Raw genomic sequence first — 26,942 nt, forward strand, 5'->3', positions numbered from 1 at the left:
CCTCACATTCGGAGTGTTGGTATAAACACATTATTGAAACAAAAGAAAGACCGTCTTTTATGACGGTCAACTATTTACTATTCTATTTTATATTAACATAATCTCGTATTTTATCCTACTTCAAACATTTCTTGAATTTTATCAGTTGTTGCCATCAGTTCAGGCCAATGCCTTAACGCCTTTTCTGTAAATGGCATTATATATTCTAAGAAAGCATCTTTCTCATAATCACCTAGATGCAAGACATATTGCCATTCTCTTAACAGTTCATTAGGGTATTGCAAGTAATGTAATTTTGAAAGACAAATTTCCCTTAAATATTTATTTTCATTTAATAATGTTTCAATATCATAATCTACATTTGGTAGTGCCCGGTGCATCCATAAAATCATCTCTTCCGCCGCATCGCCAACAACCGCTAAATCAAAATCAATTAATTTCAATCCATCTCTTGTCATTAAAAAATTGTGGTGCACAACATCGCCATGTAGCAATGTCATCTTTGTTGGAAAAGAACCTGGGTTTTGACGTATCTTTTTTAACGCTTTATTCGCATAGAGAACAATATCGTAATATTGATGACGCAAATATTTTACCAGCTCATTTTCTTGCAATAAAAACCGTTCAAGTCTAGCATTCCATTTTTGAATGAGTTTCTGTTTTGGAATGACAGAATAATGGCTCCATTCAATCTGTTCATTCGTTTCATGTAATGCCTTTAGTATTTTCACTGCTTTCTTTCTATGTTTTGTCTTGGAAAAATCCGCGCTATAACTATTCTTTTGCCAACTTTGAACAAGCAAATAAGGCTCTTCTGATTTTTTTAATGGAATGATATAAGGAAACTGAATTTTTTCTAATTCTTCATGAATTAGCGCTACTTTTTCAAATACATGAAATTGATCATATTTTTTTATGAATAGTGTTTCGTTACCTGCATGTTGCTTCCATATATTATTTTTAATTTGCATTTAGTATGACCACGGTTTAAAATGTGGTGCACAAGGATTCATTCTCGGTGGATAATATTGCTGCATACTTGGGTCGAATCCTTGATCCATTTGTGGATACATTGATTGTGGCATAGATTGAAACATCGGTGGATACATCCCTTGATTCATAGGATGATAACCTTGTGGCATTTGATAATAGTCGTATGATGGCATTGTTGCTTGTTCAAAAACATTGTAGTCCTGATGTCCTTCTTGCATTTGGCTATTATAATCCTGACTCAATGTTTTTTCCCCTTCTTTTTGCTCATCTTGTGAAGTAGATTCAAAGAGCCAATCTGTATCATCATTCTGAGTTGTATGATATTCTGTTGCCATTTGTGTCATCATAGGATTTTCTGCTTCGCTTCCGTCATACATTCCTGCTTCGTACGGATAACTGTATTGCATATCCGGAGCTGGTTGACCGGAGTATGGCATACCTTGTGAATAATCCATTCCATACGGCATCATTTGTTGATAATCCATTCCATAATGCATTGGATATTCAGGGCATGGCGGCAACATATGTTGGTTTGTGAAATATGGTTGAGCATGATGTTGCATATGGTCTTGCGCTTCTCTACAACCGCAACGCTCTACTTTGTGCGGTTTACAGTTGCAAGGATGTTGCGGCATGCATGGAATATAAATAGGTTGTGGCACCGGAACATATTCAATGTGAGTTTGAGGAACCGGTACATATTCTTTCTCTACTACTTTTTCCTTCTCTTTTTCCTTTTCTTCTTTCATTCCTTCTGGTTGTGGAATTTTGATGAATATCGGCTGTGGCATAACTGGTTGTGGGATTGGCATTATTTGTGGATGTTGCATGTGTCGTTGAATATTCAGATGTGGTGAAAAATCAAAGTGGAATTCTGTCTTTTCGTGTGGATGCATTTGTTGAATCGGCATCGGAACAATTTGTGGTACTGGTGGTGTTGGAGGAATTTCAGGCAATTTCATTTCTTTTTCTACTGGTTGTTTTTTCGGTGGTGTTTCGATTGGTTTCGCTTTCGGCGGAATCTCTACTTTTTTATCTTTTGGCGGTGTTTCAATCGTTTTTGCTTTATCTGGCATTTCTTTATGTCCATACGAATGTTTCCGAGTTGAATGATCATCTGGTAAAATAATTTCCATACCAGGCACAATATAATCTGGATTTGCTAAATGTGAATTTAATCTTTTTAACTCCTCAAAATCGATACCATATTGCTTAGCAATTTTCCAAAGAGTATCTCCTTTTTGAACAATGTGAGTTCGCACAAACATCCTCCTTTTCTCGTTTTATAATATGACAATGAATCAAAAAAGACACAAAAATAATTCCCTTTACTACTCCTCGTGTTAAACTATGTTTAACAGGCTTATCCGTATACACATTATTTTATTAGAAGGTGTGATTGTATGAAAAAAATGCTTGGTGAAGAACGGAGAAATGAATTGCTAAATATCCTAAAGAATTCAAAAGAGCCCATTACAGGTACACAATTAGCAAAATATGCAAATGTTAGTCGACAAGTGATTGTTAACGACATGAATTTATTAAAAGCGCGAAATGAACCGATTATTGCAACAAGCCAAGGATATTTATATATGAATCAAGACGATACAACGGCTTTATTTGAAAAAAAAATTGTTTGTATACATAATGCTAAAGAAACAGAAGATGAATTGTTGACGATTGTAGATTGTGGGGTAACAGTAAAAAATGTAATTGTTGAACATCCGGTGTATGGAGAAATTACAGCTTCGATGATGTTATCATCCCGCATTGACGTAGAAAAGTTTCTTCAAAAAGTGAAGGAAACAAATGCAACTTACCTTTCTGTCTTAACGCAAGGAACCCATTTACATGTCATTTCAGCGCCGACAAAAGAACAAATTGAAGAAGCCGAAAAAAGGCTGCGTGAAAAGGGGTATTTGATAGAAGAATAGTTCTTTAAAAAATTGTTGAAGGAAAAGTAATAGGCAGAACAATTATTAAGAATTAAGGCTGGTTAGAAAACAATATTACTTTCTACCAGCCTGTTTATGTTTATAAGAATCTTTCCATATCTTCTTTATTTGGTATTTTACAAGATTGATTTTTTCCAAAAATATAACGATGTTTTGCAATAAAATCGTAAACTGTATCCCGAAGAATAGGTGGGAATATCATCAATATAGAAAAAACTTTCCAAAACCCTTCTAGCCCTAGAGAAATGCGCAATACGGCCGATGATTTCGCATAATAACGTTGATTTTCAATTAAAATCATGCTATTTAAATCTTTTGGAACTTGATACTGATTACATAACAATTTTCCTACTTCACTTTGTAGAGATGCAAACTGAAATTTTTTTTGAGGGTCTCGTTTCATGATAAAATGAACACTTCGACTGCAAAAGTTACACTCACCGTCAAATAAGATGATTGACTTCAACATGATCACTCCGATGCATTATATGTATAATAAGTTCCGAGTGATTTCACTTTACAGCCAAGAGCATGTAACTCCTCAAAGGCTCCTCTCATCATCGGTTCACTTTCATCTGCAAGCACATCAATAATAAAGAAATAGTTTCCTAATCCCGTTTTTAGTGGTCGTGATTCAATTTTGCTCAAGTTCAATTTTCTCCAGGCAAAAACCGAGAGCACTTGATGCAACGCTCCGGAAACAACATCTTGAGGCAACGTCAACATTAGCGTCGTTTTCGGTTGACCATCTGATTTTTCGATTGGTAAACGAGTATTGTGCTTTGATAATACAACAAATCGAGTATGGTTAAAATGGAAGTCATGAATATTGTGTTCCACAATTTCCAATCCATACTTTTCAGCAGAAGACGCATTGCCGATTGCTGCAATACATTTATCTGGATTCTCAGCGACCATTTTTGCCGCCTGCGCAGTGGAGGTAGTTTGATGCAACGGAACATGGCTAAAACGATAAAATAAATATTTATGGCACTGAGCTAAAGCATGTGAATGGGAATAAATACCCTCTAGTTTTTCCCAATTATCTTTTTGCGCTTTATTGACCATTAAATGCTGTTGAATTTTTAATTTAATTTCCCCGATGATATATAAATTTGCTTCATGAAATAAATAATCAATTGTTAGTGGTACACTGCCTTCTAAAGCATTTTCCAAGGGTACAACCGCATAATCCACTAAATCATTTGTTACTGCGTCAATGCACTCTGGAATCGTTCGATAAGCAATGTTCCATTCATTCGGGAAAAGTGAATTTGTTGCTAAGTACGTAAATGAAGCTTCCGGTCCTAAATAGGCAATCCGGTACTTCCATTCATTGTTTGTCACCATTAAGCCTCCCATCAATCAATAAATGGCTTATTTTAAAGAATGAGTTATAATGCCCCCGAGCTTATCACTTCAGCAGACTCGACAAATTCTAACTCATTCATTTTTTTGATTAATTCATTTAAGTCCATCATCATACTTGTAACGTCTAGTGATAGGGTAACATTGGCACGACCTTGAATCGGAATGGTTTGATGAATGGTTAATATATTGCAATGAGCTTCAGTAATAATTTCCAATACTTTTGCTAATGTTCCTTTTTGGTCTTGCAACTGAATAATCATCGTTAAAATTCTTTCTTTTACGATGGAGTGAAAGGGAAAGACAGCATCCCGATATTTATAGAAGGCACTTCTAGAAAGATCCACTTGCCTTACCGCATCCCATATGGAGTTGACCTTTCCTGTCTCCAACAATCGCTTTGCCTCTAATGTTTTTTGCATGGCATCGGTGAGCACGTCTTCCCGCACTAAATAATAGCGTTGTTCAGCAACATTTTTCATCACCATCCCCCCTACTATTCCACAAATTCGAATTCATAATCTAAAATGCGTACTGTATCTCCGTCCTTTGCACCTCGTTCTCTTAATGCATCATCCACTCCTAAATGACGAAGCTGTCTTGCAAATCGACGAATCGATTCATCACGGCTGAAGTCAGTCATTTTAAATAATCTTTCAATTGTATATCCACTAAGCACATATGCTCCATCATCATCTCGAGTAATTTCAAATTCTTGCTCTTTCGCCTCGTGTTTATATAAAACAGTTGCATCACTTTCTTCAACTATATCATGCAGTTCAAAGTGAGGAGTTACTTCTAATAGATCTGCAATTTCATGTAATAATGGTTTAAGCCCTTTTCGCGAAATCGCTGAAATTGGAAACACTTTTATGTCGTCGCCAATTTTCTTCTTAAATTCAACTAAATTTTCTTCTGCACAAGGCATGTCCATTTTGTTCGCTACGACAATTTGAGGTCGTTCTGTAAGGCGTAAATTGTATTGTTTTAACTCCTCATTTATCGTCACATAATCCTCGAATGGATCGCGTCCTTCCATTCCAGACATATCGATAACATGCACAATTACTCTAGTTCGCTCAATATGGCGCAAGAATTGCATCCCTAACCCCACACCTTGGTGGGCTCCTTCAATTAAGCCCGGTAAATCTGCCATGACAAAGCTGCGACCATCATCTGTTTCAACTACTCCTAGATTTGGAACAATCGTTGTAAAATGATAGGCACCGATTTTTGGCTTTGCTGCGGAAACAACGGAAAGCAGTGTCGATTTCCCAACGCTAGGGAATCCTACAAGTCCAACATCTGCTAATACTTTCAATTCCAATATAACATTTAATTCTTGCCCAGGTTCTCCTTTTTCTGAAAGTTCAGGTGCAGGATTTGCTGGTGTGGCAAAGCGCATATTTCCTCGGCCACCTCTGCCCCCTTTTGCAATAATAGCGCGTTGTCCATGTTCAACTAAATCCGCAATGACGTTTCCAGTTTCTTCATTGATCACTACCGTTCCAGGTGGAACTTTTACAATTAAATCTTTTGCATTTTTTCCATGCATCCCTTTGCTCATACCATTTTCGCCTCGGGGTGCTTTAAAATGGCGGTTATAGCGGAAATCCATTAATGTACGTAATCCTTCATCCACTTCAAAGACGACATTGCCACCATTTCCGCCGTCTCCACCAGCTGGACCACCATACGGTACATATTTTTCACGGCGAAAGGCAACCATTCCATCTCCGCCATCTCCGCCCTTAACATATATTTTTACGTGATCTACAAACATAATTTCACTCCTTAAAGGTTAAAACATATTTCCAATCATTTATGGATTCTTTTTCAGTGGTAATGTCCAAATTGTTACTATATTTCTCCGAGCTAAAAGGTTCAATATTCCATTTTCCATGTAAATCAAAGGTGATTCGTAAGATTTCCTCTTTGGATTCAATCGTAAGCAACAACTCTTGTTCACTGTATGGATCTAAATGAGGATAAACATGTTGAATCGTCTTTTCTAAGTATTCTACAGTTTCTTCATCTTTTTTCACCTTTGGAGCAGTCGTCACATCTATTTTTAACTTTAATTCAATTGAGGGAAATCGATAATGAAAAGTTTGAATCCATTCAACGGTTTTAGGACAATTTAATCTATTTAAAATTGATAATGATTTATAATGATTACAGTAATTTTCTATAATCTTTTTTGCGTCATCAATTCGGTTTAAATCTAAGTGCATTTTAATTAATTGCAACTGATTAATAAAATCATGATTAGCTGCTCTTAATATTTCATTTACAGTTAGCTTAGTCAATTTCCCCACTCCCATACAATAATGCTCGGCAATACCTATTTAAGTATAGCAATTTTTTCTTTATATTTCTTCTATTGGAAGGAGTTTTTTTAGATAGAAAAAAGGACTGCATTTGCAGTCCTTTCATAATCAATCAAATTATGCTTCTTGTGCAACAGGGTATACACTTACTTTTTTCTTATCGCGTCCCATACGTTCGAAGCGTACAATTCCGTCAATTTTAGCGTAAAGTGTGTCGTCTCCACCGCGGCCTACGTTAGCACCTGGGTAAATTCTTGTACCGCGTTGACGGTAAAGAATTGAACCACCAGTTACAAATTGACCATCCGCACGTTTTGCACCAAGGCGTTTTGCTTCAGAGTCACGACCGTTCTTAGTAGAACCTACCCCTTTTTTAGAAGCGAAAAATTGAAGGTCTAATGATAACAATAATTTCATTGTGTTCCACCTCCTACTTGCCTGTAGTTGATTTGGATATATTGACCGTAATTTTGTACCATTGAATAAACTTGTGCAGTCATTACTTGCACAATCAATTGTAATTTTTCATCTACTTCTGAATCTATATCCGTTGGCAAGTCTACTTTTAAGTAGCCTCCACCTTCATTTGCCTGCTCGATTTTCGGTTCAATATTTAATAGTGCATAAATAGCATTGACCGTACCAATCGCAATGGTCGATGCACCTGCACATACTAAATCTTTCCCTGATTCATCGTATTCAGCATGTCCAGAAAATTCAAAGGCAGATACACGGCGATTTTCGTCGTGATGTAGGGTTACCGTAATCATCCGGTCACCTCTTATGCGTTGATTGATTCAATTACTAATTTAGTATAAGGTTGACGGTGACCTTGTTTACGACGATAGTTTTTCTTAGGTTTGTATTTGAAAACAGTGATTTTTTTACCACGGCCTTCTTTCACAACTTTCGCTGTTACAGTTGCGCCTTCAACAGTTGGAGTACCAACTTTCACTGTTTCGCCACCAACGAAAAGAACTTTATCGAAAGTTACTACCTCGTTTGGCTCAACACCTAATTTTTCTACGTAAATTTCTTGTCCAGCTTCAACTTTATACTGTTTTCCACCAGTTTCGATAATAGCGTACATTACTTGCACCTCCTCTAGTCTAAGACTCGCCTGTAAGAAAGGTGATCATCATGATACTTTATAACCTTTCCAGAGCGGTTGTAGCACAGGTGCTACAAACAATAACATATGAAATGTTATCATACTGAATGTGTTAAGTCAATCGATTCAATACATATTTTTCAAAGGCGATTCGGTATTTTCGATAACGCCATTCTTGTATGATATGAAACCATAAGAAAATACTAAGAACAAATAAAAATAGTGTTTTTGGCAACAGAATAAATGTAATGATTACCGTCAACGTAATTAGTATGAAAGAGATTGCTAAAAACAATTCATATACTTTCGCTTTTTTACAAAAAAGTAAAATAAGCGCGAAAACAATTCTTCCTCCATCGAGAGGCCATACAGGTATTAAATTGATGCACAATAAAACGATTTGAATTTTAATAAAAGGCTTGGCCAATAAAGGATCTAGAAAAGGAGCCATCAACATACAACAAAATGTAGCGACAGGTCCTCCTAAGCTAATAAGGAGTTGCTTGTGAGGCGACAACGAGTAGCCACCTTCAAGTTCAATTTCCCCACCATACGGCATGATTACACATCGCTTGACTTTTACCCCTAACAGCCAAGCTATTAGAATATGTCCAAATTCGTGAATTAATAATGAAGTTAGAATAAGTGCATAATAGGAAACATTTCCATAAAGTATCATGCCAAATAAAAGGGGTAAAAATAATGGATGAATCGTCATACGCATCATGGTCGCATATGCTCTTTCATCCATAGTAATGTTTCTTCTAAATTAAGAATGTTCCCATCCTTCTCTACTTGAATGTACAAATCCCCTGGCTCTTTTTTCCCGATTGTGCCTCCCCTTTCAATAGATGTGTAAGGCAACAATGAAAAAGAATCCACATTTCCATAAGTCACAGTCGTATCATCCTCATAATATACTGAAATCGTTTTCCCCGTATCTTTTGAATATCCCGTATATACGACTAGACCATGATCAATCGCAATTAAGGGTACCGATTCTTCGTAGGTAAATAAGTACCCTTTGAAGTATGGCTTAACTTGTACAAATGTTAATAATTCTTGATTAATAGGCTCTGAGGAAACAGCAATCGTGTCATGTGCTTTCTTATCAAATATCTCCCTTAAAACATTTCTCATGAACGTTAAATCTTCAGAACTATATACAATTTTTTTCACATCAATGGAGATTCTTCCCGTTTCATGTAAGAAGTTACCAATCAGCACACCGGTACAAAGCAAAAATGAAGCGATCCATTTCCATTTTTTGTTCATACCCTCATCCATTCTCATTTTTCCTTAGTATATGAAAAATATGAAAATACGATTCTATATGTTGAAAAATGAGAATAAAGGGATGAATAATAAGACTGCTCAAAAAGTTAACATACGTTGTTGATTCTTTCTCGACTTTGCGGAAATCAATTTAAATTGCTATCAACAAAGCTTCAGAACCCTTTTTGTACAGTCTTTTTTCTCCTCTGTATTATTTTGAAAAGATTGAAATTAATTTTCTAAATACTCCTTTATGCTGTTCTTCAAGCGTCATCAATGGAACCGATTCTCCTAAAATTCTTCTAGCGATGTTACGATATCCCAATGAAGCTTTATTATTTGGATCCATCACGATTGGTTCACCTTTATTTGAAGAAGCAATAACGTCCTCACAATCGATTATAATTCCTAATAAATCAATGGATAAATGCGTTGTAATTTCATTGATATCCATTGCATCACCTTGGTTCATTAAATCTTTTCGAACTCGGTTAATGATAAGCTTCGGAGGATCAATTTGCTCTTGTTCGAGTAAACCGATAATTCGATCTGCATCACGCACTGCCGAAATTTCTGGAGTTGTAACAACAATAGCGCTATCCGCACCAGCTACAGCATTGCGATAACCTTGCTCTATCCCTGCAGGACAATCAATTAAAACATATTCAAATTCTCGTTTTAATTCTTCAATTAAACTTTTCATTTGCTCAGGTGTCACGGCATTCTTATCAGTTGTTTGGGCAGCTGGCAGTAAAAATAATTTATCGTCTACACGTTTGTCTTTTACTAAAGCTTGATGAATTTTGCAACGCCCTTCAACCACATCTACTAAATCGTAGATGATGCGATTGTCTAAACCAAGAACAAGGTCTAAATTTCTGAGGCCAATATCCGTATCCACTAAGCATACTTTTTTCCCTTGAAGTGCTAGAGCAGTACCTAGGTTAGCTGTTGTTGTCGTTTTGCCAACTCCGCCTTTACCTGAAGTTATTACAATAGCTTCCCCCACATTAGCTACCTCCTTTTGTGTTTAGTAATGGTCGTATATTTCGCACTTCTTGTAATCGATCATATGAAATATTTCCATTTTTATTTATATATGCAAATAATTGCTCTGCATGTTCTTTTATAATTGGTTTTTCATTCGACATCACTTCAATCACATCTGCTATGTAAACATGAGTTGGTTCGAACCATGAAGCAGCTACAATGGCCTCACGATTTCCGTCAATCCCTGCATGAGCGATGCCTTTTAATTTTCCCAATACGAATATATTACCACCAGCTTCAATTTTTCCATTTGGATTGACATCGCCAACAATAATAATATCACCTGGCGCTTGAATGACTTGTCCTGAACGAACAATGCCTACATATGTATCACATTGATTTTCTTTAATTTTTGCATTGTTTTCATCCACTGTAATGACATTGCTAAACACTTTCGATACGACCATTTTACCAGGTTGCTCAATAATTTTAATTATTTCTTGTTTTTGATGTTCAAGAAGGTAGCGATAGCCTATATCGAGAGAGACATTCACTCTACCATCAATTCCACCTTCTGATACTTTTTTCTCAAGTTCTTCAACCAGTTCTGCGTAGGCGCACTGATCATCAAGCCGAAGCACTAAACCGTCTTTTGTCCCTTTCATATGGACAAGCTGTTTTTTCATAAGAGTGACACCTCTCGCTTGATTAAAATTAAGATAGTTCGCGAGCTTTTTGCAATACTCGCGCATCTATTAAATATTTAAATGCCCAACCAAGCATAATTAAGTAGAGTAAATTAGCTAGAATTGAAGGGATTAATCGAATCAATAAAAACTCTTTAAAAGGCAAAGTGGTAAATTGAATAAAATGGAAGAAATAGTATAAAATAAGTTCCATCAATGCAACTAAAACTACTGACAGAATTGTCGTAATACTTAAATGTTGGTGGATATATTTTACAGACCAACCAGCTGTATAGCATACCAGTGGGTACAACACAGTGTATAAACCAATGATATCAATGTAAAACACATCGTACAAGAGTCCAAAAAACAAACCGTACGTTACCGCACGTTTGCGACTGTAATAAATAGAAATAAAAATTAAATAAAGTATAAGAAAACGAGGAACTAAATAAATTATCTCCCCGTTCCATTCAATCGGTGAGAACAATGCGAATTCAGGTTCTAATAAAAATAATACAATTGCAATAAAGGGAATCGTTAAGCGGATCCACATTATTCTTCACCCTCACCCGGTATGCCCGTATTATTTGTTAAGTCTGCATTTGTTCCATCACCATCAGAACCGTCGATGACCGTTGCACTACGCTTTGCAATAATGACTTCTTCTAACATTGAAAAATCAGCAGATGGACGTATATATGCCATTTTCGTTAAACCAAAGTCTTCCGTTGTCACTTCTGTAATTTCTCCAATGAGTATTCCTTTTGGGAAAATACCTCCTAAACCTGAAGTAACAACTTTTTCACCTACACTAATTTCTATACTGGAATCAATTCTTTTTAATATTAATTCATTACGCTCTTCGTCATATCCTTCAATTAAGCCAAAAGCGACCACTTTTTCACCTTGAACCATTGCTGAAACTCGGAAATTTGGATTGTTTGTATACAATAATTCCACTTCAGAAGTAAAAGGAGTAACTAAGCTTATTTTACCAATTAATCCTTTAGTCGTCATAACCGCCATGTTTTGCTTTACACCATGGGAAGAGCCTTTATTGATAATAATTTTTTCTTCCCACTGATCAGGATTTCTTGCAATGACTGTTGCACGAAGCGGATCGTAATCTCGTAAGCTATCTTTTTTTTCCAATAGTTCCCGCAATTGTTCGTTTTCCGACTTTAAAGTATTTACTTCTGCCTGTAAAACTGCAAAATCTTCCAACCTCATTTTCAAGCGCTGGTTTTCTTCATAAGTATTTAATAATGATTGAATATTATAAAAGATACCTGTTATGTAATTAGCTGGCTTAGCAACAACACTTTGTGCTAAGCCAACTGAATCTTTAATGAATTGTTCGGGGAGAGTCGCATTTTGACGATCGCGTAATGAAAAGCTGATCAATGCCACAAGTAAAATCATACCAACTAAAAGTATAATGAGTTTTTTGTTCGAAAAATGTGGCATTGCTATCCCCCCTTATTTTTTCAACTGCTGAGATCGAATTAAATCAATATGTTCTAACGCTTTTCCTGTACCTAACGCAACACAATCTAACGGATTTTCAGCAATAAATACAGGCATTTTTGTCTCGTCACTTATTACTTTATCAAGATTTTTTAAGAGCGCTCCACCACCTGTAAGAACGATTCCTCGTTCCATGACGTCTGCAGAAAGTTCTGGTGGGGTTTTTTCTAATGTTTTCTTCACGCCATCAATTATAGCTGCAATGGCTTCTTTTAATGATTCAGAAATTTCACTAGCTGAAATTTCAATTGTTTTCGGTAACCCTGTCAATAAATCTCGGCCACGAATTTCCATCTTTTCATCCATTTCATCAACACGTGCTGTACCGATTTCCATCTTAATCTGTTCCGCTGTTCTTTCTCCAATCGTTAAGTTATATGTTTTACGGATATAGCTTATGATTGCTTGATCCATTGCATCCCCAGCAATTCGAACAGATTCGCTTGTCACGATGCCACCTAAGGAAATAACGGCAACCTCCGTTGTTCCTCCTCCTATATCAACTACCATAGAACCAGTTGGATCCCAAACTGGAAGTTCTGCTCCGATGGCAGCTGCAAATGGCTCTTCAATTGTAAAGGCTTCTTTTGCTCCTGCTTGGCGAGCTGCATCAATAACTGCTCGCTGTTCAACAGAAGTAATACCATATGGTACACAAATCATCACATTTGGCTTTTTCCAATTTGAGCCAGAATTTTTCAACGCCTGCTTTAAATAATATTGAATCATCGCAGTCGTAATATCGAAATCTGCAATAACACCATCTTTCATTGGTCGAATAGCTACTATGGAGCCAGGTGTACGACCAATCATATTTTTCGCATCATTTCCGACTGCAACTATATCACCTGTTTTTGTATTTTTCGCCACAACAGATGGTTCACGTAACACAATTCCTTTTCCTTTAACAAAAACTAAAGTATTCGCTGTACCAAGGTCTATACCTACATCTTTTTGTCCTAATCCAAACAAGTTTTGTACTTCCTTTCTATTTACGCCTTTCTTTCTCTAAGACTGTCCAAAATCATAAGTTTTATTATAGCGGATAATGTCGAAAAATTATAGTGTTACAAATAGTTTTTACCCGCTTTTCATGCAACACATATAATTTTCGCATTTATCATTGTATTGTGAAATAGTGATTGAAACAATGAAAAAAACATTATTTGAAATTACAATCTCATTACAAATCCACCTTTTATTAGACGAACTTTACGAAAACAGGTTCGTTGAAATGAAATCGTCACGAAAAAAGCCGAAAATCCAAAAAAATGGGGGACTTTCGACTTTTTTGGAATCAACCTGTCATATTTGACTTATGAATTAAATATAACCTTGCTCTTTTAAACTAACGTATTGATGATCACCAATAATGACATGATCAATTAGTTCTATTCCAATTATAAATCCCGCTTCCTGAAGCCTTTTTGTCACTTCAATATCTTCGGGACTTGGTGTTGCATTCCCACTCGGATGGTTGTGGGCACAAATAATTGAAGCAGCTGAACGTTTCACAGCTTCTTTAAATATTTCACGTGGATGGACGATGGACGAATTCAAGCTTCCAATGAAAATCGTTTGCTTATGAATCACCTGATTTTTCACATTTAAATACAATGCTACAAAATGCTCTTGTTGTAAAGAACCTATTTCAGGCATCAAAAAAGATGCGGCATCTTTTGGTGAGCGAATCGTAAAGCGTGAATCCATTTGCTTTTGAGATAGTCTTCTACCTAGCTCAATTGCTGCCAATAATTGCACCGCTTTCGCTTGACCAATTCCTTTTATTGATACAATTTCTTCCAACGTAGCATGTTTTAATTCATGTAATTTTTCAAAATAATTGAGCACACGATTTGCCAATGATAAGACCGACTCTTGCTTCGTTCCCGTTCTCAATAAGATAGCAATCAGTTCTTGGTTTGATAAGCTCTGCGGCCCCTGTTTTATTAGCCTTTCCCTCGGACGATCATCGATATGTAAATCGCGTATCATCAAATCAGGAAAAGTGCCGATGGACATCTCATCACATACCCCCTATAGTTCGATAATTTTTAATTCCATCATTTTTTCAAATAGGGATGCAATCGGAAGTCCAACAACCGTATTATAATCACCTTCTATTCGGTCGATAAATAATGCACCAGCTGTTTGAATCCCATAACCACCAGCTTTATCGAAAGGGTCATTTGTTTGAACATACATTTCAATCATCGGTTTCGGCAGGTTTTTAAAATATACGTCGGTTACTTCTACAAAGGATTCCGCTTGCCGATCTTTTGTTATGATAGCCACAGCAGTCATCACTTGATGGCGATTCGATGAGAGTTTTTCTAAATGGCGAATCGCTTCTTCCTTTGTTTTTGGCTTGTGAAGAAGCTCGTCATTGAACACAACGATAGTATCTGCACCAATAATTGTTTTTCCAGGGCAATGACTTGCAACATCTTGCGTTTTTAATAGTGCCACTTTTTGAACATAATCTTTGAAGTCCCTCGCTTGCACTGAAGTCTCTTCCACGCTGCTCGCCATTATTTCAAAAGGGACTCCTAGCTTTGCAAATAATTCTTTTCTTCTTGGTGAGGCTGACGCTAAAACGAGTTGATGACTTGTTCTAAATTTCATTTCCATTCCTCCTATACATAATATAGCCTAGGAATGGGATTTTGAAAAATTCATCGTACTTTAGGAAATAACAAATTTGACTGCAGTTTGTATCTTTAAAATTTAATTTTCAAACAGTCATTTTCTGTAAAATAGTGGGCTAACAGATGCATTCGAATAATTGATAAATCACTTGATATACTTGATAATGCGAAGGATATTGTTTGCCAATCGGGAGGAAAATCTTCTTTATTTTCGACACCTTCAAAATTAAATTTTGCAGGATCATTACTTTTCAGTAAAGAAGGAAGATTTTTTAAAGCTGGTTCAGAACAACCTGCAGCGGATAATGTAAAAGGCTTGGCAAAGGAAGGAGGATCATCAGATTTCACGACCCCTTCTTTCGTAGTCGAAACACTGGACCAAACATAATAATTCCCATCAATTTCAACGACAGCGCTTGTGTTTAAACTAGCATAGCCATATACAAAATCTGTTGCAGCTTCAAAACTTGAAAAAACTCCATGCTGATTGGCATAAAATTGCTCACTGTAGCCATCCTTCACATCTTCTTCATTCTCTTCTGTTTGTTGCGAGCTAACGGGAATTAATTCATTTTGATGTTTCTGCTCGGTATAAGTTGAATTCATGGAATTTAGTATAAGAATGAATAATAGAACACCTACAATCCCTGTAATAGAACCTAATAGAGCAGCCCTTACGATTTCTCGTCGCCCAATGATATGTGGAAATTTCATCGAATCACCCTTTTCAATTCAACAATCACCATTTCAAATCTGTAGTCGAACAATGTCTATATTATTTCATATGTTTATTTTTAATTGAAAATGATAATGGAACAAATCTAAAAGATAATTATTTGTAAGAAACCATTAGAAAAGGGTTTATCAATATAATAGGATTTCTAGGGTCTTGAGACATTAAATCATATTCTTAATTGATTGCGTATTTCTGCTAATAAATAAAGGGAACCGGTCACGAATGTAATCCCTTCAAAATTTACACTTGATTGAATAAATGGGATACAGTCTTTCAATATTACTTTTTTCTTCGCCTTTGAAAGATGTAGTAAATCTTTAGCTTTCGCAGCTCGAGTATTTTGAAAATCGACAAAATAAAATTCATCGCTAATTGTTTCTAAGGAGCGCAACACTTTCTCAATATCTTTATCTGCAACCATTCCTAGAACGAAACGAATCCTTTTATTTGGTAACTGTTGTTTAATCGTTTCGATAAGTTTCTCAATGCTAGCTGGATTATGGGCTCCATCAAAATAGACATTCGGAAACACTTGTTCAAAACGAGAAGGTAAACTTGTGCAACCCACTGATTGTCGAACCAAATCGATCTGAACTTCAATTTGTAAGATTTTCGCCATCTCTATAAAAGCAGTAATTGCAAGTGCCATATTTTCTCCTTGGTGGGCACCTAGCAACTTTCTCTTGAGTTTTTCAATTATTATTTTTTCCTTGAAATTTATATACTTTTCCCCTTGTTCATCTGCCTCAACAGTAAACGTCTCGTCATAAGCATACAAAGGTGATTGTTGAATATGGGCTTTTTGTTTCACAACAGTTAAAGCTTCTTCTGGTAATTTCCCAATCACCACAGGTTTCCCATATTTCACAATTCCTGCTTTATGCTGTGCAATTTGCTTAATCGTATGACCTAGAATTTGAGTATGCTCTAGGGCGATGCTAGTGATAATTGAAACTAATGGATTGACTACATTTGTGCTGTCTTCTAATCCGCCTAAGCCCGTTTCAAGAAGCACTAAATCTACTTGCTCATTAGCAAAATGAAGAAACGCTGCACATGTAAGGAGCTCAAAATCTGTTAATAATCCGCTGATTCCTGCGTGATTCATTTGTTGAAAAACAACGTCCATTTGCTTTTGTGTAATCGGTTTGCCGTTTATTTGAATTTGATCGTGTACATCCACCACACATGGTGACATAAATTTTCCAACGGATAGTCCATGATTTAGCGCCATTTGTTCTAAAAAGGCGATGGTTGAACCTTTTCCATTCGTACCTGCAACATGTACTACTTGAAGCTTTTCTTGTGGATTATGAAGCAATGTCAACGCTCTTTTTATCGACTCTAATCCCGGTTTTATCATACTGTCACTATGAACATTCCATCTTTCTTTATATTGTTCAAAATTGAGAATCATACGCTTCTTCCTTCATCTTTAAATATTTCCGAACTTCCGCAATGAATAAAATAGAACCTGTTATGATGAGTAATTCATCTTTCTCCAGATTCTTCAACTGCTGTTCTATAAGCATCTTCCAGTTTTCATTTACAACCTTAAAAGGATGCCCTGAACAACTTGCCAAATTCTTTGCTTTCGCAGCGCGCGGTATAGGTATCTCTGTGAAATAAATCGCTTCTGCAACTTTGTCTAACATGGAAATGCTCTCTTTATAATCTTTATCGTTCATCACAGAATAAATAAACTTATACTTATAGTCTGGATATTGATTTATAAGAGTATCAATGAGCGCCCTAGTTCCTTCCGGATTATGAGAGCCATCTAATATAACTTGTTTACCAAACCGTTCGAAGCGCCCAGGCCAAAACGCTTTTTCTAATGCTGATTGAATGTGATGATCTGTAATCTTAGAAAAACCGATACTTCTTAGTATAGTTATTGCAGTTAATGCACAACTGGCATTTACGATTTGATGGGCACCCATCATCTTTAATGATATATCTAACTTCACATTGCCTAAATGGTACGTAAAATGCTGATTTGATGTATTCAGCGTAATATTCGACACGAAAAAGTCTTCCCCATAAACAAATATAGGAGCTAGTTTTTGTTCTGCTTCGTGACGAATAATATTCATTGCTTCTTCATCCTGAACGGCGGTAACCACAGGTATATTTTTTTTAATAATCCCCGCTTTTTGATAGGCAATTTCTGTTAAAGTATCCCCAAGTATTTCAGTATGATCTAGAGATACTGTTGTAATAATAGAACATAATGGTGTGATGATATTTGTACAATCGAAACGGCCACCTATTCCAGCTTCAATAAGTGCAATATCAACTTCTTCTTCTGCAAAATACATAAACGCGATAAGTGTCATTAGTTCAAAAAAGCTAGGATAATGCTCTCCCAGTTCATCAATAATTTTAAATAGCTGATTCGCAAGGGATAAAAATCGTTCATCTGTAATATCTATACCATTAATGGTGATTCGTTCATTCACCCGTTCTAAATGCGGTGATGTAAAGGTTCCTACTTTATATTGAGCATGTTGTAAAATTTCCTTTAAATAATTTAAAGTAGAACCTTTCCCATTCGAACCAGCAATATGTATGAACGTGACTTTTTCATGGGGATTGTTAATAAGTGGCAAAATTTTGTTCATTGCCTGAAAAGGTTCCCCTTTATGCTTTTCAGCCTTTAAACCAAACATAAAATTCGTACATTCTTCCATTGATGTAAACAAATAACCCCGCCTCCTAACCATCATAATTTTACTCCAAAAGGAATGGCGTATCATCAAAGAAATGATTTTTGATAATAAATAAACTGCCTATGTAGATAACTCACTAGCTTGTGAGGATACATCTTTTGTTTGCGCAGATACAATCCCTAGTCCTGTAAATATCAATCTACTTGTGCAGATAACATCCTTGCTCGTGCGAGTGGATTTTCCGCTTGCGCAGATAACACACTAGCTTGTGCAGTTGGATTCCACACTCGGGTAGATAACACCCCTGTTTGTGCTGTTGAATCCTCCACTTGTGCAGATCCACTCTTGTTCGTTCACATTACACCAACTAGCTCAGATACAATTCCCTCTCGTTTGAATATATCCCTAGCATGCACAGATTACTCCACCGGCACATGAAAAAAATTCGCCAAGCCGAAAAAATACTTCAGCTTGAGCGAATTTCAAAATCAAAAAAATGATTACATTTGCTTCAATTCATCCAAACGTTTTTTCACTGTATCATATTTTTCTTGATAGTCAGCAAGTTTTTCACGTTCTTTAGCAACTAGTGCTTCCGGAGCTTTTTTCACGAAGTTCTCGTTGGAAAGCTTGCCAGATACTAATTTTACTTCCTTCGCCCATTTATCTAACTCTTTTTCAAGACGTGCAATTTCTTCTTCTAAGTTAATGAGCCCTGCTAACGGCAAGAATAGCTCTGCGCCTGTCACAACTGCTGTCATCGATTTTTCAGGTGTTGCAACCTGTTCCCCAATCACTAATTGTTCTGGATTACAGAACTTCTCAATATAAGCTTTATTGTCCTCTAGAATTTTTACTGTTTCCGCATCTTTCGCTTTAATAAATAAAGGAACTTTTTTGCTGATTGGAGTATTCACTTCTGCACGGATATTTCGAACTGAACGTATAATGTCCATAAGAAGTTTCATATGATTAGATTCTTCTTTGAAATTAAATTCTGGTCTTACTTTTGGCCACTCAGCAACAGTGATGGATTCGCCTTCATGTGGAAGGTGTTGCCAAATTTCTTCTGTAATGAATGGCATCATTGGATGAAGTAGGCGCATTGTATTGTCAAGCACATACGCAAGTACGGAGCGAGTTGTAAGTTTTGCCGCTTCATCGTCTCCATATAGTGGAAGCTTCGCCATTTCAATATACCATGAACAGAAGTCATCCCAAATGAAGTTGTACAATTCACGCCCAACTTCACCGAACTCATAACGTTCAGCTAAGTCTGTTACTTTTTCAATCGTTTCATTTAATCGTGTCAAAATCCATTTATCGCTAACACTCAATTCACCGGATAAATCAATTTCTTCGTATTTTAAACCGTTCATATTCATGAGTGCAAAGCGAGATGCATTCCAAATTTTATTTGCAAAATTCCAAATCGCTTCGACTTTTTCATTCGTATAACGTAAGTCTTGACCTGGTGTAGAGCCAGTTGCTAAGAAGTAGCGTAGAGAGTCTGCACCGTACTGGTCAATCACATCCATTGGGTCTACACCGTTTCCAAGGGACTTACTCATTTTACGTCCTTCCCCGTCACGAACCAAACCGTGGATGAGCACATCTTTGAATGGTCGTTTGCCGGTAAATTCAATACCTTGGAAAATCATGCGGGATACCCAGAAGAAGATGATGTCATAACCTGTAACAAGCGTATTTGTTGGATAATAGCGTTGATATAATTCATGATTTGTATCCGGCCAACCCATTGTTGAGAACGGCCATAATGCACTAGAGAACCACGTATCTAATACGTCCGGATCTTGCGTCCAATTTTCCGCATCTTTAGGTGGTTCTTTTCCAACATAAATTTCACCCGTTTCATTATGATACCAAGCAGGAATTTGATGGCCCCACCAAAGCTGACGAGAAATACACCAGTCTTTAATATTTTCCATCCAATGAATATACGTATTTTCAAAGCGTGGTGGAACAAAATTCACTTTATTTTCTTCATCTTGTTGAAGTTTCAATGCCGCTTCTGCAAGAGGCTTCATTTTTACGAACCATTGTTTAGATAAATAAGGCTCAACTATTGCCCCAGAACGCTCAGAGTGTCCAACGGAATGCGTATGTTCCTCAATTTTTATTAAGTAGCCTTGTTGTTTTAAGTCTTCCACAATTTGCTTGCGGCATTCAAATCGGTCTATACCTTGATATTTGCCAGCATTTTCGTTCATTGTACCGTCTTCATTCATTACTAAAATTCGTTCTAAATTGTGACGGTTTCCTACTTCAAAGTCATTTGGATCATGGGCTGGTGTAATTTTCACAACACCTGTACCAAATTCCATATCCACATATTCATCTGCTACGATTGGAATTTCACGATTGACAAGCGGTAAGATTACTGTTTTGCCGATGTACTGTTTATAACGTTCATCTTCAGGATGAACAGCTACAGCAGTATCCCCAAGCATTGTTTCAGGTCGTGTAGTAGCAACTTCCAAATAACCAGAGCCGTCCGCAAGCGGATATTTCATATGATAGAAGGCACCAGGGATTTCTTTATAGATTACTTCGATATCAGATAAAGCAGTTTTTGCTTCCGGGTCCCAGTTGATGATACGTTCGCCTCGATAAATGTATCCTTTTTCATAAAGACGTACGAACACTTCTTTTACAGCATCAGATAAACCTTCATCCAATGTGAAACGCTCTTTTGTATAGTCCAATGACAATCCTAATTTTGCCCATTGTTCACGAATATGGCTAGCATATTCTTCCTTCCATTCCCACGTTTTTTCAAGAAATTTTTCACGACCCAAATCGTAGCGACTTTTTCCTTCTTCACGCAACTTCGCTTCTACTTTTGCTTGTGTTGCAATTCCAGCATGGTCCATACCTGGAAGCCATAATGCATCATATCCTTGCATCCGTTTCATGCGAATAATAATATCTTGCAATGTTGTATCCCAAGCGTGACCAAGATGCAGTTTTCCTGTTACGTTTGGTGGTGGAATAACAATGGAATATGGTTTTTTGTCACTATTTGGATCTGCTTCGAAAAATTTCCCTTCTAGCCACCATTTATAACGACCTTGTTCAACTGAATTTGGATCGTACTTAGTTGGCATTGTCACGTTTTCTGACATGAATGTTCCTCCTTTAGTTGATTGATTTTTGGCAAAATAAAAAAACTCCTTATCCCAAAAAGGACGAAGGAGTTTCGCGGTACCACCTTTTTTCCATTTAGACAATAAATGTCTAAATAGCGCTCATTTCGATAACGGTGTTCAACCGACTTTTACTACTTCAATTTCATAAAAGTTGCTCCATGGCTACCTTCAAATGCGTGCATGCGGAAACTTTTCAGCTACCGTTTCCTCTCTTTAGCATGCAACATCATTTTACTCTTCCAATTCATCGCATCAATGTGTATTCAACTGCTTAAATCATTGTATAAAATTTAGCAGCAGTTTTCAAGTTTGAAGGAAATGAAAGGAGTGATTTCCATGTCATTATTCCACAAAAGACGAAAAAGTTATAATCCTTGGTTATTACCACCTTGGCTTCGAAAAATACGTTTTTTTGCAAAAAGCATTTGTATCCCAATTACAGTTTTTCAAGCTATTCGCGTCGTTTTTATTCCTACGACAGGTGATGTATTACTGCTGTTTCTACTTGCCCTCATTTCATGGTTGTTATGGACGGATATTATCTAAATTTCAATACGCTATAATTTTCAGAAAGCTCATTATAGAAGTCATCTGAATCAGAAGGAAGCTTAAACTTTTCATCAATGAATAGTTTACTAGATGATTCATTAACTAATTTTACTTCTTCCGTTTCTTTTCGAATTTTTTTTGCTTCTTCCACAAAGTTATATTCTTCAGGTGGTTCTACGGAAATGGACGGATTTTCATGTAGAGTAAATTCATCAGAATCCTGTAATCGTTGATTTTCATTCATTTTCGACGAATGGTCAGTAGTTTCAATCGTTCTTTGAGTTGTTTGTTGCAATGGTTCATTTACTAGTGGATGTTCTAATGTAGATGGCGGCTGGTCAGTTTTGGCTCTTTCTAATACTTCTCCTGTATTAGCCGCCACAACGGCTACTCGTTCAGCTACCTTCTCTTCAGATTCTACTTGGAATAATGCACCTACTACCGGTTCATCAAATGTGCATTTTACTTCCCATTTAAACGTACAGCTTGAGCCATCATATACAAAAAAGGATATATCATCAACAAGCAATTCTGGTCGACAATCTTTTGCAACTTTCTCACGAGGTAAATCAACTTCTAAAGGCAATGCATATTCAAAGTAACCTTCATCACCTTTTAAATCTAAATGTTCAATTAACGTACCTTCGCTATAATCTGGCTTTATTTTTGGATTAAACTTCACTGTTGCTTTAATATGATAAATGCCTGTTAAACGAAGAGATTCTTCTAATTCTGTTTGTTGCCAACGCGGGATGACTTGGACCGAAACAACTTCTTCTACAATCCCATAAGCTTCTGGAAAAATAAATTGCGTCATCATTTCCCAATTGATTTTTGCCATATGTTTCCCTCCCGTAATACTCTATGCCCGAGAATCGGAAGTATGATTAAAGAATTAAAAATCCCTCATTACTTTTTAAAAATAAAAAAGAGTGTCTCTTCCTTATCAACGGAAAAGACACTCTAATTATTATCGAGCTAATTTTGCAAATACTTTGTGGAATGCATCTACCGTTTTTGCGATATGTTCTTCCGTATGTGCAGTTGAAATAAACAATCCTTCAAATTGGGAAGGTGGTAAGTATATTCCTTCTTCGAGCATGAGTCGATAGAATTCAGCAAATAATGTTAAATCGGAAGTTTGGGCAGATTTAAAATCAACTACATCTTCATTTGTTAAGAATAATCCAATCATACTTCCCGCGCGATTTATTGTATGCGGAATGTTATATTTTGTTGCGGCTTCACGAATTCCAGCTTCCAATTGGTCACCTAATTTTTTAAAGTAGTCATAAGATTCAGGTGTTAAACGGGATAATGTTTCAATTCCAGCAGTCATTGCGAGAGGGTTACCTGATAATGTTCCTGCTTGATACACTGGTCCACTTGGCGCAACCTTTTCCATGATTTCCCGCTTACCAGCATAGGCACCTACAGGAAGTCCGCCTCCCACAACTTTTCCAAGGCATGTTAAATCTGGATCAATGCCATAGTAACCTTGAGCGCAGTGATAATCGACGCGGAATCCTGTCATGACTTCATCAAAAATAAGCAATGCGCCATATTGTTTCGTAATTTCACGTAAACCTTCTAAAAATCCTGGTTTCGGTGGAACAACCCCCATGTTCCCTGCAACAGGTTCTACAATAACCGCGGCAATGTTGTCACCTAATTTTTCAAATGTTGCTTTTACTGCTTCTAAATCATTATAAGGAACCGTTGTTGTATTTTTTGCAACGTCTGCAGGTACGCCAGGGCTGTCAGGTAAACCAAGTGTTGCAACACCTGATCCCGCTTTAATTAATAATGAATCTCCATGGCCATGGTAAGAACCTTCAAATTTCATTATAATGTTGCGGCCTGTGTATCCTCGAGCTAGTCGAAGAGCAGCCATCGTCGCTTCTGTCCCAGATGAAACAAAACGAACCATTTCAACTGAAGGTACTCTTTCAATAACGATTTTGGCTAATTTGTTTTCTAATACTGTCGGTGCACCAAAAGAAGTTCCTTTTGCTGCTTGTTCTTGAATTGCTTTCACAACTTCTGGATGAGAGTGCCCTAAAATTAACGGCCCCCAGCTAAGCACATAATCGATATATTCGTTGCCGTCAATGTCACGAATAATAGCACCTTCCCCAGATTCAATAAATATCGGTTCTGCATTAACAGATTTGAATGCACGAACAGGGCTGTTCACCCCTCCAGGCATTAAATTTACTGCTTCTTTAAATGCTTTCACTGAATTTTCATAGGTACGCATTTTACTTCTCCTCCAACCAACGAGCTACATCTTTAGCATGATAAGTAATGATTAAGTCAGCACCCGCACGCTTCATTCCAAGTAAAGTTTCTAACACAACAGACTTTTCATCAATCCAGCCGTTTTGTGCTGCTGCTTTCACCATCGCATATTCTCCAGATACGTTGTATGCAACTACTGGAACTGGGAAATTGTTTTTCACATCTCGAATAATATCCATGTAAGCTAGAGCTGGTTTAACGATTAAGAAATCAGCTCCTTCTTCAATGTCGGTTTCAGCTTCACGGAACGCTTCTAAACGATTGGCTGGATCCATTTGATATGTTTTGCGGTCGCCAAATTTCGGTGCTCCTTCCGCTGCTTCACGGAATGGTCCGTAATAGCTTGAAGCATATTTTACAGCATAGGACATGATTGGAACATCTTGGAATCCCGCTTCATCTAAAGCATGGCGAATGGCCACTACAAATCCATCCATCATATTGGAAGGTGCAATGATATCAGCTCCTGCTTTCGCTTGAGAAACAGCTGTGCGAGCTAATATATCAAGGGATGGGTCATTTAAAATTTTGTCCCCTTCCACTAAACCACAGTGACCATGATCAGTAAATTCACATAAACATGTATCTGCAATGACCATCAATTGAGGATATCTCTCTTTAATTTGTTGTGTCGCTTTTTGCACAATTCCATGGTCATGGAAAGCACCTGTTCCTTGTGCATCTTTATCAGCAGGAATTCCGAATAAAATCACTGATGGGATTCCAAGTGATACCACTTCATCAATCTCAGCATCTAAATTATCCAAAGAAAGTTGGTAGACACCTGGCATAGATTTTACTGGATTTTTAATGTTTTCGCCCTCAATCACGAAAATAGGGTAAATTAAATCTTCTTTGTATAAATGGTTTTCTCTTACCATAGAACGAATTGTAGCGTTTGCACGTAATCTACGATGTCTTCTGAATTCAAATTGTGACATTATGATTCCTCTCCTTTTATAATCGCTTCAATAACTGATTGCATTGTATATTTCTTCGGAAAATATGTAACAACGGCACCATATTTTTCAACGGCACCTTTAGTTATGTGACCAATGCAAGCGATTTTCATTTGGTTCCATCCTACTTGTGAAACTGCAAATTTATTGAAACAATCTACCGCTGACGGACTGGCAAAAATAACAATTGGATCATTATTCGTTTGAATCGTCTTTACTAGCGTTTCAATGGATTTCCTATTTTCAATCGTTTTATATACCGTCCATTCGTCAATATGAAATGGCAGCCCTTTCTTTATGGTGTCCTTTGCTAATTCCCCTCTAATAAATAAACATTTTGGTGACGTACCACTTACAAAAGGGAATTCTTTTACAAATGTATCAGCGCTGAAAATAGTAGGCATGAAATGAACCGTAAAGCCATATTGTTCTAACATTTTGGCCGTCTTTTCTCCTACAGCAGCAATTTTACTAGAAAAATGTGCCAAGTTAAAATGATGACGTTCTATTTTTTTATAAAAAAACTCAACACCATTTTGACTCGTAAAAATAAGCCAGTCATAGTTTAGGCAAGAAAATAATCGCTCTTTGTCCTCAATACTAATTACTTCTTCAGTTTGTATGAGCGGACAAACTACCGCTTCTCCCCCAAGCTGATCGATTTCGTCTATAATAGACAACGTTTTTTTTGAACCAGTTAGGATTATAGTTTTTCCTTCCAAAGGTTTATGCATTGTTCTCCGCCTTCACCTTAGCGATTAAATCATAAGCACCTTGATCAGTTAAAAGTTGAGCAAGTTTATTTCCAATTTCTACTGGGTCATTTCCTTGAATTGTTTCTTTGTAACAAATCGCTCCATCAGGTGATGCCACAAGTCCCGTCATTGTGATGACATCTCCATCAACCGTTGCATATCCAGCAATCGGTACTTGACAACCTCCATCCATCGCAGCTAAAAACGTCCGCTCAGCAGTTACCGCTTTCTTAGTGTTATTATCTGTTAATTTCGCTAGTTCTGTTAAAAGTTCTTCATCATCTTCACGACATTCAATTCCTAATGCTCCTTGAGCAACAGCCGGTAAGCAAATGTCAACATCCAAATATTCTGTTACAACTTCGCTTGACCATCCCATACGTTTTAACCCTGCTGCAGCAAGAATAATCGCATCATAACCTTCCGTCTCAAGTTTTTTCAATCGGGTATCGATATTTCCTCGAATCCATTTGATTTCAAGGTCTGGTCTCACTTGTAATAGTTGAGCACTGCGTCGTAAAGAACTTGTCCCTACAACTGCCCCCTCTGGTAAATCATTGAACTTAATATGATTTTTTGAAATAAGGGCATCACGAGGGTCTTCGCGGAATGGAATACAGCCGACTGTTAAACCATCCGGTAATACTGCTGGCATATCTTTCATCGAATGCACCGCAAAATCAATTTCTTTATCTAACAATGCTTTTTCAATCTCTTTTACGAATAATCCTTTTCCTCCTACCTTTGATAATTGAACGTCTAATATTTTATCACCTTTAGTGACAATTTCTTTGATTTCGAATTCAAAAGGAATACCAGCTTTTTTACATTCGTTAATAAACCAATTTGTTTGGGTTAATGCTAATTTACTTTTTCGAGAACCTACAATAATTTTTCTCATGATGAACCTACCT

At 36.8% G+C, this 26,942-nt stretch carries 31 protein-coding genes and 2 other annotated features; of the genes, 2 read left to right on the top strand and 29 right to left on the bottom strand.

The window, feature by feature from the left end; genetic code table 11:
• Positions 1-110: 110 nt before the first annotated feature.
• Both HF990_RS07975 and safA read right to left on the bottom strand, forming a co-directional pair.
• The gene (locus HF990_RS07975; protein WP_168412383.1) at positions 111-971 is read right to left on the bottom strand and encodes a phosphotransferase; all 861 of its coding nucleotides are present in this window, start codon (positions 969-971) and stop codon (positions 111-113) included.
• Positions 972-2,261, bottom strand: a complete 1,290-nt coding sequence (gene safA / locus HF990_RS15225) for a LysM peptidoglycan-binding domain-containing protein (protein WP_210730778.1) — start codon at positions 2,259-2,261, stop codon at positions 972-974.
• 135 nt (positions 2,262-2,396) lie between these two features.
• On the opposite strand from safA, the gene HF990_RS07985 reads away from it, so the two are divergent.
• On the top strand, positions 2,397-2,927 hold the full coding sequence (locus HF990_RS07985; RefSeq protein WP_168412385.1) for a transcription repressor NadR: 531 nt from the start codon (positions 2,397-2,399) through the stop codon (positions 2,925-2,927).
• 100 nt (positions 2,928-3,027) lie between these two features.
• Here HF990_RS07985 and HF990_RS07990 read toward each other — a convergent pair whose 3' ends face one another.
• The 22 genes from HF990_RS07990 to HF990_RS08090 form a co-directional block, all read right to left on the bottom strand.
• A complete protein-coding gene (locus tag HF990_RS07990) occupies positions 3,028-3,417 on the bottom strand; it encodes a thiol-disulfide oxidoreductase DCC family protein (RefSeq protein WP_311733635.1) in 390 nt (129 codons plus the stop codon).
• A gap of 2 nt (positions 3,418-3,419) precedes the next feature.
• Positions 3,420-4,295 (bottom strand): prephenate dehydratase, encoded by an 876-nt coding sequence (gene pheA / locus HF990_RS07995; protein ID WP_016838402.1) that lies wholly within the window; start codon positions 4,293-4,295, stop codon positions 3,420-3,422.
• Between the two features lie 47 nt (positions 4,296-4,342).
• On the bottom strand, positions 4,343-4,798 hold the full coding sequence (locus HF990_RS08000) for an ACT domain-containing protein (RefSeq protein WP_016838403.1): 456 nt from the start codon (positions 4,796-4,798) through the stop codon (positions 4,343-4,345).
• A gap of 14 nt (positions 4,799-4,812) precedes the next feature.
• Positions 4,813-6,099: a GTPase ObgE gene (gene obgE / locus HF990_RS08005; RefSeq protein ID WP_168412386.1), complete on the bottom strand. Its 1,287-nt coding sequence runs from the start codon at positions 6,097-6,099 to the stop codon at positions 4,813-4,815.
• A 4-nt stretch (positions 6,100-6,103) separates the two neighbouring features.
• Positions 6,104-6,625: a Spo0B domain-containing protein gene (locus HF990_RS08010; RefSeq protein WP_016838405.1), complete on the bottom strand. Its 522-nt coding sequence runs from the start codon at positions 6,623-6,625 to the stop codon at positions 6,104-6,106.
• A gap of 138 nt (positions 6,626-6,763) precedes the next feature.
• Complete coding sequence (gene rpmA / locus HF990_RS08015) at positions 6,764-7,054, bottom strand: 50S ribosomal protein L27 (RefSeq protein ID WP_026019082.1); 291 nt, start codon at positions 7,052-7,054, stop codon at positions 6,764-6,766.
• Between the two features lie 5 nt (positions 7,055-7,059).
• A complete protein-coding gene (locus tag HF990_RS08020; protein ID WP_016838407.1) occupies positions 7,060-7,416 on the bottom strand; it encodes a ribosomal-processing cysteine protease Prp in 357 nt (118 codons plus the stop codon).
• An 11-nt stretch (positions 7,417-7,427) separates the two neighbouring features.
• Positions 7,428-7,736 carry a 50S ribosomal protein L21 gene (gene rplU / locus HF990_RS08025; protein ID WP_016838408.1) on the bottom strand — a complete coding sequence of 103 codons (309 nt, stop codon included), beginning with the start codon at positions 7,734-7,736 and terminating at the stop codon, positions 7,428-7,430.
• A 12-nt stretch (positions 7,737-7,748) separates the two neighbouring features.
• Positions 7,749-7,826 (bottom strand) — a sequence feature (ribosomal protein L21 leader region).
• 43 nt (positions 7,827-7,869) lie between these two features.
• A complete protein-coding gene (locus HF990_RS08030) occupies positions 7,870-8,508 on the bottom strand; it encodes a M50 family metallopeptidase (protein WP_247595861.1) in 639 nt (212 codons plus the stop codon).
• Positions 8,481-9,032 carry a peptidoglycan DD-metalloendopeptidase family protein gene (locus HF990_RS08035; RefSeq protein ID WP_026019083.1) on the bottom strand — a complete coding sequence of 184 codons (552 nt, stop codon included), beginning with the start codon at positions 9,030-9,032 and terminating at the stop codon, positions 8,481-8,483. The genes HF990_RS08030 and HF990_RS08035 overlap by 28 nt, the downstream gene beginning before the upstream one ends.
• A 211-nt stretch (positions 9,033-9,243) precedes the next feature.
• The gene (gene minD / locus HF990_RS08040) at positions 9,244-10,041 is read right to left on the bottom strand and encodes a septum site-determining protein MinD (RefSeq protein WP_016838412.1); all 798 of its coding nucleotides are present in this window, start codon (positions 10,039-10,041) and stop codon (positions 9,244-9,246) included.
• A 1-nt stretch (position 10,042) separates the two neighbouring features.
• Positions 10,043-10,708 (bottom strand): septum site-determining protein MinC, encoded by a 666-nt coding sequence (locus HF990_RS08045; RefSeq protein ID WP_168412387.1) that lies wholly within the window; start codon positions 10,706-10,708, stop codon positions 10,043-10,045.
• A 28-nt stretch (positions 10,709-10,736) separates the two neighbouring features.
• Positions 10,737-11,264: a rod shape-determining protein MreD gene (gene mreD / locus HF990_RS08050; protein ID WP_016838414.1), complete on the bottom strand. Its 528-nt coding sequence runs from the start codon at positions 11,262-11,264 to the stop codon at positions 10,737-10,739.
• Positions 11,264-12,178 carry a rod shape-determining protein MreC gene (gene mreC / locus HF990_RS08055; RefSeq protein WP_096551349.1) on the bottom strand — a complete coding sequence of 305 codons (915 nt, stop codon included), beginning with the start codon at positions 12,176-12,178 and terminating at the stop codon, positions 11,264-11,266. The genes mreD and mreC overlap by 1 nt, the downstream gene beginning before the upstream one ends.
• 12 nt (positions 12,179-12,190) lie before the next feature.
• Positions 12,191-13,210, bottom strand: a complete 1,020-nt coding sequence (locus tag HF990_RS08060; protein ID WP_016838416.1) for a rod shape-determining protein — start codon at positions 13,208-13,210, stop codon at positions 12,191-12,193.
• 351 nt (positions 13,211-13,561) lie between these two features.
• Positions 13,562-14,260 (bottom strand): RadC family protein, encoded by a 699-nt coding sequence (radC, locus tag HF990_RS08065; protein WP_016838418.1) that lies wholly within the window; start codon positions 14,258-14,260, stop codon positions 13,562-13,564.
• Positions 14,261-14,275: 15 nt separating this feature from the next.
• Entirely contained in the window at positions 14,276-14,863 is a 588-nt protein-coding gene (locus HF990_RS08070; protein WP_016838419.1) for a Maf family protein, read from the bottom strand.
• Between the two features lie 95 nt (positions 14,864-14,958).
• Positions 14,959-15,600 (bottom strand): hypothetical protein, encoded by a 642-nt coding sequence (locus HF990_RS08075; protein ID WP_016838420.1) that lies wholly within the window; start codon positions 15,598-15,600, stop codon positions 14,959-14,961.
• A gap of 188 nt (positions 15,601-15,788) precedes the next feature.
• Positions 15,789-17,039: a bifunctional folylpolyglutamate synthase/dihydrofolate synthase gene (locus HF990_RS08080; protein ID WP_016838421.1), complete on the bottom strand. Its 1,251-nt coding sequence runs from the start codon at positions 17,037-17,039 to the stop codon at positions 15,789-15,791.
• Entirely contained in the window at positions 17,023-18,327 is a 1,305-nt protein-coding gene (locus tag HF990_RS08085; RefSeq protein WP_016838422.1) for a bifunctional folylpolyglutamate synthase/dihydrofolate synthase, read from the bottom strand. Before HF990_RS08085 ends, HF990_RS08080 begins: the two co-directional genes overlap by 17 nt.
• Positions 18,328-18,488: 161 nt before the next feature.
• Positions 18,489-18,623: a hypothetical protein gene (locus HF990_RS15230; RefSeq protein ID WP_016838423.1), complete on the bottom strand. Its 135-nt coding sequence runs from the start codon at positions 18,621-18,623 to the stop codon at positions 18,489-18,491.
• Between the two features lie 171 nt (positions 18,624-18,794).
• On the bottom strand, positions 18,795-21,440 hold the full coding sequence (locus tag HF990_RS08090) for a valine--tRNA ligase (RefSeq protein ID WP_168412388.1): 2,646 nt from the start codon (positions 21,438-21,440) through the stop codon (positions 18,795-18,797).
• 56 nt (positions 21,441-21,496) lie between these two features.
• Positions 21,497-21,721 (bottom strand) — a binding site (T-box leader).
• A 79-nt stretch (positions 21,722-21,800) separates the two neighbouring features.
• On the opposite strand from HF990_RS08090, the gene HF990_RS08095 reads away from it, so the two are divergent.
• Positions 21,801-22,010: a hypothetical protein gene (locus HF990_RS08095; protein WP_016838425.1), complete on the top strand. Its 210-nt coding sequence runs from the start codon at positions 21,801-21,803 to the stop codon at positions 22,008-22,010.
• On the opposite strand, the gene HF990_RS08100 is transcribed toward HF990_RS08095, so the two are convergent.
• From HF990_RS08100 to hemC, 5 genes are all read right to left on the bottom strand, one after another.
• Positions 22,003-22,854, bottom strand: coding sequence for a hypothetical protein (locus tag HF990_RS08100; protein ID WP_168412389.1), 852 nt, complete (start codon positions 22,852-22,854; stop codon positions 22,003-22,005). The genes HF990_RS08095 and HF990_RS08100 overlap by 8 nt on opposite strands.
• A 129-nt stretch (positions 22,855-22,983) precedes the next feature.
• The gene (gene hemL / locus HF990_RS08105; RefSeq protein ID WP_168412390.1) at positions 22,984-24,273 is read right to left on the bottom strand and encodes a glutamate-1-semialdehyde 2,1-aminomutase; all 1,290 of its coding nucleotides are present in this window, start codon (positions 24,271-24,273) and stop codon (positions 22,984-22,986) included.
• Between the two features lies 1 nt (position 24,274).
• Complete coding sequence (hemB, locus tag HF990_RS08110) at positions 24,275-25,255, bottom strand: porphobilinogen synthase (RefSeq protein WP_016838428.1); 981 nt, start codon at positions 25,253-25,255, stop codon at positions 24,275-24,277.
• Positions 25,255-26,007 (bottom strand): uroporphyrinogen-III synthase, encoded by a 753-nt coding sequence (locus tag HF990_RS08115; RefSeq protein WP_168412391.1) that lies wholly within the window; start codon positions 26,005-26,007, stop codon positions 25,255-25,257. The genes hemB and HF990_RS08115 overlap by 1 nt, the downstream gene beginning before the upstream one ends.
• The gene (gene hemC, locus HF990_RS08120) at positions 26,000-26,929 is read right to left on the bottom strand and encodes a hydroxymethylbilane synthase (RefSeq protein ID WP_168412392.1); all 930 of its coding nucleotides are present in this window, start codon (positions 26,927-26,929) and stop codon (positions 26,000-26,002) included. The genes HF990_RS08115 and hemC overlap by 8 nt, the downstream gene beginning before the upstream one ends.
• Between the last annotated feature and the right edge of the window lie 13 nt (positions 26,930-26,942).

This window comes from Ureibacillus thermosphaericus, from assembly GCF_012396605.1.
GTDB lineage: Bacteria > Bacillota > Bacilli > Bacillales_A > Planococcaceae > Ureibacillus > Ureibacillus thermosphaericus.